The organism is Glutamicibacter sp. PAEs-4, assembly GCF_051161755.1.
Lineage (GTDB): Bacteria > Actinomycetota > Actinomycetes > Actinomycetales > Micrococcaceae > Glutamicibacter > Glutamicibacter nicotianae.
In genome coordinates, this window is sequence record NZ_CP195019.1 from 17,008 (window position 1) to 26,279 (window position 9,272).

At 51.4% G+C, this 9,272-nt stretch carries 9 protein-coding genes and 1 pseudogene; 5 read left to right on the forward strand and 5 right to left on the reverse strand.

Annotated elements, in window-relative coordinates:
* Nucleotides 1–3: 3 nt before the first annotated feature.
* Both ACR9WD_RS16885 and ACR9WD_RS16890 read right to left on the reverse strand, forming a co-directional pair.
* A pseudogene (locus ACR9WD_RS16885) lies at nucleotides 4–426 on the reverse strand (tripartite tricarboxylate transporter permease); the annotation flags it as partial.
* The gene (locus ACR9WD_RS16890; RefSeq protein ID WP_149597805.1) at nucleotides 423–641 is read right to left on the reverse strand and encodes a tripartite tricarboxylate transporter TctB family protein; all 219 of its coding nucleotides are present in this window, start codon (nucleotides 639–641) and stop codon (nucleotides 423–425) included. The gene ACR9WD_RS16890 and the pseudogene ACR9WD_RS16885, both read right to left, overlap by 4 nt.
* A 90-nt stretch (nucleotides 642–731) precedes the next feature.
* On the opposite strand from ACR9WD_RS16890, the gene ACR9WD_RS16895 reads away from it, so the two are divergent.
* Nucleotides 732–1,879 (forward strand): IS3-like element ISAar3 family transposase gene (locus ACR9WD_RS16895; protein ID WP_149597804.1). Its coding sequence is split into 2 segments (ribosomal slippage): nucleotides 732–1,005 and nucleotides 1,005–1,879, totalling 1,149 coding nucleotides; the frame shifts between segments, so codons are not numbered across the junction.
* Between the two features lie 122 nt (nucleotides 1,880–2,001).
* On the forward strand, nucleotides 2,002–2,724 hold the full coding sequence (locus ACR9WD_RS16900) for an IclR family transcriptional regulator (RefSeq protein WP_223309015.1): 723 nt from the start codon (nucleotides 2,002–2,004) through the stop codon (nucleotides 2,722–2,724).
* A 695-nt stretch (nucleotides 2,725–3,419) separates the two neighbouring features.
* On the opposite strand, the gene ACR9WD_RS16905 is transcribed toward ACR9WD_RS16900, so the two are convergent.
* The 3 genes from ACR9WD_RS16905 to ACR9WD_RS16915 form a co-directional block, all read right to left on the reverse strand.
* Nucleotides 3,420–4,184 (reverse strand): class II aldolase/adducin family protein, encoded by a 765-nt coding sequence (locus tag ACR9WD_RS16905; RefSeq protein WP_149597802.1) that lies wholly within the window; start codon nucleotides 4,182–4,184, stop codon nucleotides 3,420–3,422.
* Nucleotides 4,181–4,972 carry a 3-(cis-5,6-dihydroxycyclohexa-1,3-dien-1-yl)propanoate dehydrogenase gene (hcaB, locus tag ACR9WD_RS16910; RefSeq protein ID WP_149597801.1) on the reverse strand — a complete coding sequence of 264 codons (792 nt, stop codon included), beginning with the start codon at nucleotides 4,970–4,972 and terminating at the stop codon, nucleotides 4,181–4,183. The genes ACR9WD_RS16905 and hcaB overlap by 4 nt, the downstream gene beginning before the upstream one ends.
* A gap of 300 nt (nucleotides 4,973–5,272) precedes the next feature.
* Nucleotides 5,273–6,637 carry an SLC13 family permease gene (locus ACR9WD_RS16915; RefSeq protein ID WP_149597800.1) on the reverse strand — a complete coding sequence of 455 codons (1,365 nt, stop codon included), beginning with the start codon at nucleotides 6,635–6,637 and terminating at the stop codon, nucleotides 5,273–5,275.
* Between the two features lie 285 nt (nucleotides 6,638–6,922).
* On the opposite strand from ACR9WD_RS16915, the gene ACR9WD_RS16920 reads away from it, so the two are divergent.
* Genes ACR9WD_RS16920 through ACR9WD_RS16930 form a run of 3 tightly spaced genes read left to right on the forward strand, consistent with a single transcriptional unit; the run spans nucleotide 6,923 to nucleotide 9,272 of the window.
* Nucleotides 6,923–8,353 (forward strand): Rieske 2Fe-2S domain-containing protein, encoded by a 1,431-nt coding sequence (locus ACR9WD_RS16920; protein ID WP_149597831.1) that lies wholly within the window; start codon nucleotides 6,923–6,925, stop codon nucleotides 8,351–8,353.
* A gap of 2 nt (nucleotides 8,354–8,355) precedes the next feature.
* Nucleotides 8,356–8,946, forward strand: coding sequence for a 3-phenylpropionate/cinnamic acid dioxygenase subunit beta (locus ACR9WD_RS16925; RefSeq protein ID WP_149597799.1), 591 nt, complete (start codon nucleotides 8,356–8,358; stop codon nucleotides 8,944–8,946).
* Nucleotides 8,943–9,272: a hypothetical protein gene (locus tag ACR9WD_RS16930; RefSeq protein WP_149597798.1), complete on the forward strand. Its 330-nt coding sequence runs from the start codon at nucleotides 8,943–8,945 to the stop codon at nucleotides 9,270–9,272. Before ACR9WD_RS16925 ends, ACR9WD_RS16930 begins: the two co-directional genes overlap by 4 nt.

The following is a 9,272-nucleotide window of genomic DNA, read 5'->3' on the forward strand; positions in this document are numbered from 1 at the left end:
GGCTGGCCCGAAGCTGAGAGCAAATCCTGCCAACACCGGGGCGAGTGCCAGCAGCAGGACTCCGCCGATGAGGCCGCCGAATCCGGAGGCCAGCAGGGATATCGTCAAGGCTTGACCGGCTTTTCCCTTAAGCGCCATTGGGTAGCCGTCCAGCAGGGTCGCTGCTGAGGATGGTGTACCGGGGATACGCAGCAGAATCGCCGGAATGGAGCCGGCATACACAGCACCTGAGTAGATCCCCAAGAGGAAGCACACCCCGGGAAGCGGATCCAGCGCAAAGGTGAAAGGCAGGAGGACTGCGATGGTCATCGTTGCCGTGAGACCAGGGATGGCTCCTACCGCAATGCCGCCGACCACCCCTACGAGCATGAACAGCAAGGGCTGCCATGATAGGACTGCTTCGAGTCCAATCAGCAGATCGTTCATGAGATCAGCCTTTCCAGGAATCCACGGGGGAGAGATACTCCGAAAACGTTGTAGAACATCAGGAACAGCACCGTGCTGAATCCCACGGGTATGACCACGAGTAGTGGGATTTTTCGGATACCCATGAGTAGGAGGGCCAGTGCCAGGAACAACACGGTGGATGTGATGTAGCCGAGACTGTCCATCACCGACACATAGACGAGGAGTAAGGCCACGGCTCCGATTGGTTGGGTCCCCGGAAAGTAGTCCAGTGACTATGCGAGTACTCGTGTCCGACAATGGACACAGGAGGAATCACAGAAACAATGGCACGCAGACACACACCAGACCAGGTCATCGCTAAAGTCCGTCAAGGACAAAAGATGCTCAACGACGGACACCCGATGATCGAGGTCATCAAGGAACTTCAGATCACCGAAGCTACTTGGTACCGCTGGATCAACCAGTACGGGTCCGAGAAAAACGCTGAAGCCAGCAAACGTACCAAGGAGCTAGAGAAGGAAAACGCGCGCCTCAAGAAGCTGCTCGCTGATCAGATGCTCGCCAACGACATCCTTACTGAGGTTGCCAAGGGAAAATTCTAAGCCCCGAACCACGCCGCCGTGCTGTACGGATGGCGATGGAAAAATTCGGGGCGTCCGAACGCTTCGCTTGCCACGTTCTGGGCCAGAACCGCTCGGCACTACGTAAGAAAAAAACACCGATGAGCTTTGACGAAGCGCAGCTACGAGCCGACTTGAGGGCTGTCGCGTCTAAGCATCCAACGTGGGGGTGGCGCAAAGCCCGCTGGCACTTGCTGGCCACCGAACGATGGAATGACACTGTCTTGAACAGCAAGCGCATCCGACGATTATGGCGAGAAGAAGGCTTGGTCTGTAAGCCCAAGCGTCGAAAGAAGCGGCGCACCGGCCCAGACGCTGGGGAACAGAAGCGGTTGACCGCCGAGTACCCGATGCATGTACTGAGCTTTGATTTCCAGTCGGATGTCACTTCTTGTGGCCGTCATATCCGGTTCTTCAATGTCATTGATGAGTACACGCGGACCGCTTTGGCGATCATTCCCCGCAGGTCTTTTAAAGCTGCTGATGTGGTGGCTGTTTTGGAGGACATCATTGCTGAAACTGGGATCCAGCCAACGTTTGTGCGGTGTGATAACGGGCCTGAGTTCACTGCTGACGCGCTGGTGGATTGGTGCAACACTGTGGGGGTGTCCACTGCGTTTATCGATCCGGGCTCACCTTGGCAGAACGGTTTTATCGAGTCGTTCAATGCGCAGTTCCGGCGTGAACAGCTTTCCGGGGAAATTATGGACACTATGGTGGAAGCGAAGTATTTGGCTGATGAATGGAAAGACATTTACAATCATGAGCGTCCCCATGGGTCTTTGGATGGGTTGACGCCGTCCCGGTTTTGGGATGAGTGGGTTAGAGAGAATCAGTTAGCTATCGCATAGCTGCTGGACTGCTTAAAGGGACCCAACCAAGATGTTCTGGAGAGTAGAATAAGCTTATGGAAAAAAGAGACCTAGGAGGCGCGCCAACCTTTGGATCACTCCCGCAGTATCCTTTGGAGTCCGTGGACAACGCTCTCAAAGTTGTGTACCTACTAGGCAACCACGATGAAGTGCGTCTATCTGAGGTAGCCGAATTGTTAGGTGTAGCGTCATCAACCGCGCATCGCCTCCTAGCTGCATTGCAGTACAGGGGTTTTTCTATACAGAACCCTCTGAATAAGACCTATAAGCCCGGTCCTGCTCTTTCTCAAATCTCGTATTCGATACTTCAACGTTTCGATGTTCGTACCGAGGTCCGTCCGCTATTGATACAGATTCAGCGGGAGTTCAGAGAGACCGTTCATCTCGCGGTACGCGAGGGAACAAACGTTCGCTATATTGATGGATTGGAAAGCCCTCAAACTGTTCGTGTTGTGAGTCGTGTTGGACAATTATTGCCAGCAAACTGCAGTTCATCAGGAAAAGCATTGCTTGCGGAGCTGGATATATCAGAGTTGCATGGGTTATTTCGAAGTGCATCCCTGGAGACTGTAAACGAGCGATCAATCAGTACTCTTAAAGAGTTGGAAACTGAACTTGAGGTGATCCGCAAATGTGGATATGGATTAAGTTTGGAAGAGAGCGAAGATGGTGTTACTTCGGTGGCAACTGTGCTGCCGCAAGCATCTAATCCAATGCACTTAGCGGTGAGCTTATCGTTCCCATCGGGGCGAATCAGCAAACAAGATATTGAGAAGATGGGGCGTAAACTTCATGCCATGGTTGCTAGCGCTCTAGTCAAATAACCATTCAGACGAAAGAGCACATTAGATCTAAAGGCGATAGTTCATAAAGATCAATATTTTAATCAATTCGGCTCACGGTGGAAGTCGTGACGAACTTGCAAATGAGTGAATTATCTGGGGATGAAAACGTTTTGTAGCTGATGCGGAAGACGGACTGCAGGAGCTGGGATAAAAGCTACTCTGTTGGATCCTCCGGAGCAAATTAAGAATCTACATATTCGACCCGCTTTTTTGCTATTTTAAATTCATCCCGCGGGGTTGCTCAAGGATTTTTATCGAGCTTTCCTCCGCCCTGTTTCGAAACGTTCTTTCGGCGGGTGAAAAATATTCCATAAATCTGGATTATTTTCGGCACGATAAAATAAACAGATAATGGAACAATTACGATTGTCAGCAAAAAAGCGCTGAGAATTGGGGGCCAGTTTTTGCTCCATGGAGCAACTGCATAGAGTCCCAGAGAGACCATGGGGAAGATCGCGAGCCATGTGGCCACGACGCGTACGTGCGCAGAGGGAGGGGGAACAGTCTGCCTATCTTCTCGTTTTGTAACCATGAACTCAGACTCACTCCTTGTAGCACTTAAAGCTATCGAGGCCTGAGAACGACATATAGCCGTATCTTGGGCCTCGATAACTATATATTTCAAGGGTAATCTAAGTTTCGTTTGGCACGAATTGGCTCACTCGCCGGTATCGCTATTGTGAAGCAAGCTTAATATCACTTGTGGAGCTTAATACACCGCCAAGTCGTGATACTTCATGGCGCCACGCTATGGAATTGTTAAACTCTGAACCCAAATCAGGTAATTCATTGAAATCTTCTTCGGAAAGATCAACTAACACGCCTCCAGCCGAAACTACTTGCAACGAAAGCTCTGCAATCGTATTCACACTGATAGCCTGTAGTACCGCTTGCTCGACTGAGGAAGCGGCGCTAGTAAGGCCATGGCCCCGTAGCAACACTACCGGTCGTTGCTGCATTGCTTGAACCATTTCTGCGGCTAGCTCTTGATTTCTTACTAGAACTGCGCGCGGATACACGGGAACACCTGCTGCAGCAAGTTTGCAGCCCGGCATGTCATAGGCTCCGATGATCGGGCGAATTGGAATTCCAGCTAAGTCACAAGCAACGACCTTCGGAGGATGCGCGTGGACTACTGCGTTTACTCCATGGTTTGTGCGCAGGACCTCGGTGTGCAAGGGAAGTTCGTTAGGTACACTCCATCCGTCAAGTTCACCCGGAGCACCGGGGCTGCCATCAAAGTGAACCAGACGAATATCGCTGGGCTCTGAGTAGCCTAAACCCCGCTCGTTGGATCCTCGGCAGCGTACTAAGATGTGTTCGTCCGATACGCGAAGGCTAATGTGCCCTAATAGCCCATCCGCTAACCCGCGGCTAGCCAACACTCGACAGGCATCCGAAATTAATTGTCTTTCTTCAGCATAAGGATAAGTAGTCATCCTTTAACCCCCATTCCCCCGTCTGAATGGATCACATCGCCCGAAATTCCGCGAGACCTATCGGAAGCGAGAAATACGTAACTCCAGGCATGGTCTTCTCCGGACAAGGCAACTTGAAGTGGGACCCGCGCTGCTATGTCGGCTTCACGATTTGGAGTATTACCCAAGCTGCGGTCTCTAAGCCCGAGCGAATCTGCTCCGCGGAGATCCGTGCCGATTGTTCCGCCAGGAGCCACACTATTCACTCGGATCTCTGGGGCGAGTTCGTGTGCGAGTGCGGTAACGAGCCCACGCACTGCAAATTTGCTGGAAACATACATGATGCCCCCACGGCCAGCATAATACGCTGAGGTGGATTCGGTTAGGATCACCGAACCGCCGGACATACGAAGGGCAGGCAACGCGGCCTTTACTGAATGTATGTGACTTTTCACATTGACACTATAAATTTCGTTAAAACTCGAATCAATCTGATCCGGATTGAGTTCGCCGATGCCCTGATAGAAATCAAATATTCCGACACAATTTACGAGCGTGTCTAATCCTCCGAAGGCTTTTAGGGTAGCATCAACTGCCTTTTGGTTCGATTCTCGGGTGGAAGCATCACCTAATATGACCGGGATATCAGGTAGCTGGTCTTTCAGTAACGCGACTTTGCTGGTATCGCGTTCCAGTGCGGCAACTTGAGCTCCTTCTGCTAGAAATGCATCGAGCACAGCTCGTCCTATACCCGAACCAGCACCGACGATCAGTGCTCGTTTTCCTTCTAACCATCTTTTCTTTAGCATCGTATTCCTTAACACTCCTAAGTGTTCAACATAGTATCAATTTCGATCGGGAGAACGGCGGTAATCTTGAAGTTTTTCTATGATTTGACGTATTTGAATGGGCCCCTAGAACAGACGGGCCCATCTCTTCCCACTCCCAATGAGCCGGAGAACGACTCATTGGGAGTGAGATACGCGACGGGTCAGCTGTTCAGTGATGTCTTCTTTGCTAGCGAAGTTGACGTACATAATGGGTCATGCAGGCGTGTCGTGGCCTTGCCGCCGAAGAAGATTTGTCTAAAAGGAGACTGTCTTTTTAAGCTAGAGAGAAGTTGGTAGAACGAACGCTAGCCAGGTAAAGGCCGGGGCTGTAATGACCATGGCCGTTCCCCAAACCAACATGAATTTGAGCATTTTGGGTCGTTCCGTCTCGGGGGTGTTGGAAAGAGTTAGGGCGCCTACAGAGGAAAAAGGCATGGCGTCAACTACTGTCGCAGAGACAGCAAGCGCAACGATGACCCATGTTGGATCGATGTCGCCTTGTACGATAAACGGAACCGCCAAAGGAACCAATACTCCGATCAAACCAGCGGAGGAACCGAAAGCACTTGTAACAGCACCAACTAGGCAAAGTAAGTAGGCCGTTAGAAGAGGGGCGTTGAGTCCTGCGATACCTGAACCCACCCAGTCGATGGTACCGAAACGCTGCATTGCAGCCACGAGTGTCATAATGCCAGTGATCAAAAGGACGACAGACCATACGATCTTCTTATCAGCGCCCTTGAATCGATTTACAAAGATGCTGTGCAATGTTGCTGCTGCGATCAACGAGGTAAAGCCTAGATCTTGCTTGAATCCGAGGGCAACGATGACCACGCCGGCAATGGCGAGGATGGTAAAAACTTGGTCCATCCGAATTCGTTTAGGAAGATTATCGGCTAATTCCCCTGTCCTGTCCGGCACGGAGATGGGAGTTCGCACTGCAGGAGCACTAGCGCCAGCGCCAACCATGACACTTGAGCGCGCTAAAGACCTGGTCCCAGCCGACATGCGAACCTCGGCACGCGTTTCGGCTCCTTCACGGAGCAGTGTTAGGCCACCGAAAATAATGTAAATCACGACGGCGAGGGCAAGATTGTAACCGTAGTTTCCCAGGAATAGTGCCATACCAGAAATGACGATGTCATTTTGCTCGGCTGCCGCTTGTGCCACGACGGCCAAGCCATTCAATGGGGAAAAATTACCCGCGCAAGAGCCATGCATCACTACTAGGGCAGCCAATTTGCGATTGATTCTGTATTTTTCCGCTAATTTAAGACACGGCGGTGCAAGCATAGCGATACCCGCTGGACCCAATGCCCCCGCGAGCGTGGGGATTGAGGAAAATACGAATAAGAGCCAGGGGATTAGCGCACGTCGATCACCGATGCGGTCGGCGGCACGATCGACGATCCATTCTAGTGTCCCGTTTGTAGCTGCGAGTCCAAATAAGTAGGTAACCCCTACAAGCAGTACGAAAACGTCCCCGGGGAATCCCGTTAAAAGTTCCTTGGAAGACTCCCCCATGAATCCAACGCCGAGGACGAACGCCCCAATGAGCGCGTAGATCCCAATGTTGACTGGACGCAGTGTTCCAAGAATGAATACCAGCGCTAAGACGATTACGCCCAGTACGTGGATTGACATTGAGTTTCCTCCTTTCCAACGGTGATCTGGGCATAACCCAACTACGAGTGGTGATTTTCTGTAATGCAGAAGATTATTCTGCATCACAGATTGTGATGTCAACCATATTTCTTGCGGTGCATCGCCGCTTGTCGCCTGACACGCCGTCTGGGAAGATTTCTGCCTCGAAGGGAAGGGGACGTTCCTTTTGGTGCTTCAAATCACTAACCGGGTAGCGCCGAGACTGAAATTGGGTTAGCATTCTGTACATCAGAATCAGTTTCTTTCTAGAAGAAGGCTTGCGTGATGGTTGATCCAACAGTGTTCAGTGATGTTCGTAGCGGTATGCTCCCGGCGCACATCTATAACGATGCCGATGTATTCGAGGCGGAGAAAAAGAACCTCTTTAGCCGCGCTTGGATATTTGTTGGCCATGAATCAGAGATTCCTCAGCCAGGTGATTACGTTCTGCGCAAGGTCATTGATGATTCATTCATCCTTGTACGCGATGAAAAGGGTGAAATCCACGCCCACTTCAACATGTGTCTCCATCGTGGTATGCAAGTGTGCCGCGCCGAGATGGGCAACGCATCGCATTTCCGATGCCCCTACCATGGCTGGTCCTACCGAAATGACGGCCGTATTGTTGGCCTCCCTTTCCATAAAGAGGCATACGGAGGAGAAGAAGGATTCAGCAAAAAGGGCGCCCGATTGCTCCCAGCACCAAACTTGGATACCTACAACGGTCTGATCTTCATCTCAATGGATCCGGACGCGCCGACCCTCGACGAGTTTCTTGGAGATTTCAAATTCTTCCTTGATTTCTACACCAAGCAGTCAAGTGAGGGTCTAGAAGTTCGCGGTCCGCAGCGGTGGCGTGTCAATGCCAACTGGAAGATTGGGGCAGAAAACTTTGCTGGGGACATGTACCACACTCCCCAGACCCACACTTCCGTCGTCGAGATCGGGTTATTCCGTGAACCTAAGGCTGAAAAACGTAAGGATGGGAACACTTACTGGGCTGGAAACGGGGGTGGAACCACTTATAAATTGCCCGAAGGCAGCCTAGAAGAACGCCTTCGCTATGTGGGCTACCCTGACGTGATGATTGACCGTATGAAAGAAACTTGGTCCCAGGCACAGCTTGATGTCGTTGGAAAGAATGGCTTTATGATTTCCGCGGCCTCTGTCTTCCCAAATATGTCACTGGTTCATAACTGGCCCAAGGTTGAAGACGGCGAGGAAGTTCTCCCGTTTATCTCATTGCGAACCTGGGTACCAATTTCAGAAAACGAGACCGAAGTCTACTCGTGGTTTGCTGTTGATGCCGCTGCTCCGGACGAGTTCAAAGAGCTTTCCTATAAAGCCTACCTAATGTGCTTTGGTTCGACCGGTATGTTCGAGCAAGATGATGTCGAGAACTGGGTTTCGCTGACCAATACAGCTAAGGGATCGATGGCACGGCGTCTGCTACTGAATGGTCGGATGGGCTTGTTGAAAAACGGCCAGAATGTCGTGCCTGCTCTAACCAACGAGCAGTGGTCTGCCCCGGGGGAAGCTTTCGTGGGTTATGGCGAGTATAACCAGCGACATCTGCTTGAACGTTGGGCTGACATGGTTGAAAATGACGAACCGGTCGCAACACGCCCAATATCACTAGGAGGTGTTGAAGGTATGGACTGCAGCACGAACGGAACATGCACTTCTTCAGAAACTGCAGCAAAGGCGGATGCATAAATATGAGTGTCGAACAAGGTGCACTTATTTCTCAGCAGTCTCCACTAGTACGTGATTCAACTAAGGCTCGCAAAATCGGCCCGTCATTAAAATTCGACGATCCACGGCACATGGACCTTTGGCATTGGTTGGTAGAAGAGGCTTACACCCTTGATGACCAGCGCTACGAAGACTGGCTGGAAACTATTGCCGATGATGTTCACTACATCATGCCCGTGCGTGTTACTACGGCTCTTGGGGCAGGCTACACAACCAGTCCGGGCATGGCCCATTGGGACGAAAATAAATATTCGCTTTCTCGGCGTGTGGCGCGCTTCCTGACAGAGCACGCTTGGACGGAAGACCCACCATCACGCCTGCGGCACTACATCACCAACGTTCGTACTTTCGAGACGGATGTCGAGGATGAATTGATCGTCGAATCTGCGGTGTTGCTTTTCCGCAGCAGAGGGGACACGAATCCTGCGGCATACATCTCTGCAATGCGTGAGGATGTACTGCGCAAGACCGACGAAGGGTACAAGCTTGCCCGTCGGGTGATCATGGTCGATGAATCAGTACTTCGCACGCAGAACTTGGCGATCTTCCTATGACTAGTCTTGAGTGGGAAGGCGAAGATATCGACCGAGCCGCGGCCCGCCGCGCACTTGAAGAGTTGATCACTCTCCGAGAACGCAAAATCGGTGAGTCACTAACGATCGCCAATGAATTTAGCGAAATCCGAGTTTCCCACGTCGAGACTCGTAACGGTGCTCGTCTGCTAATCGAATCCCCCAAGTCTGGACAGTGGATTGCCCTCGATCCAATGGAACTGGAAGCACTAACTTGGCAGACCACGCAGACTTTCAGCGAAATGATCGCTCGGCCCTACGAACCGATGTATCCCGACACTCCAGAGTCAACAGAATGGAGAATCTAA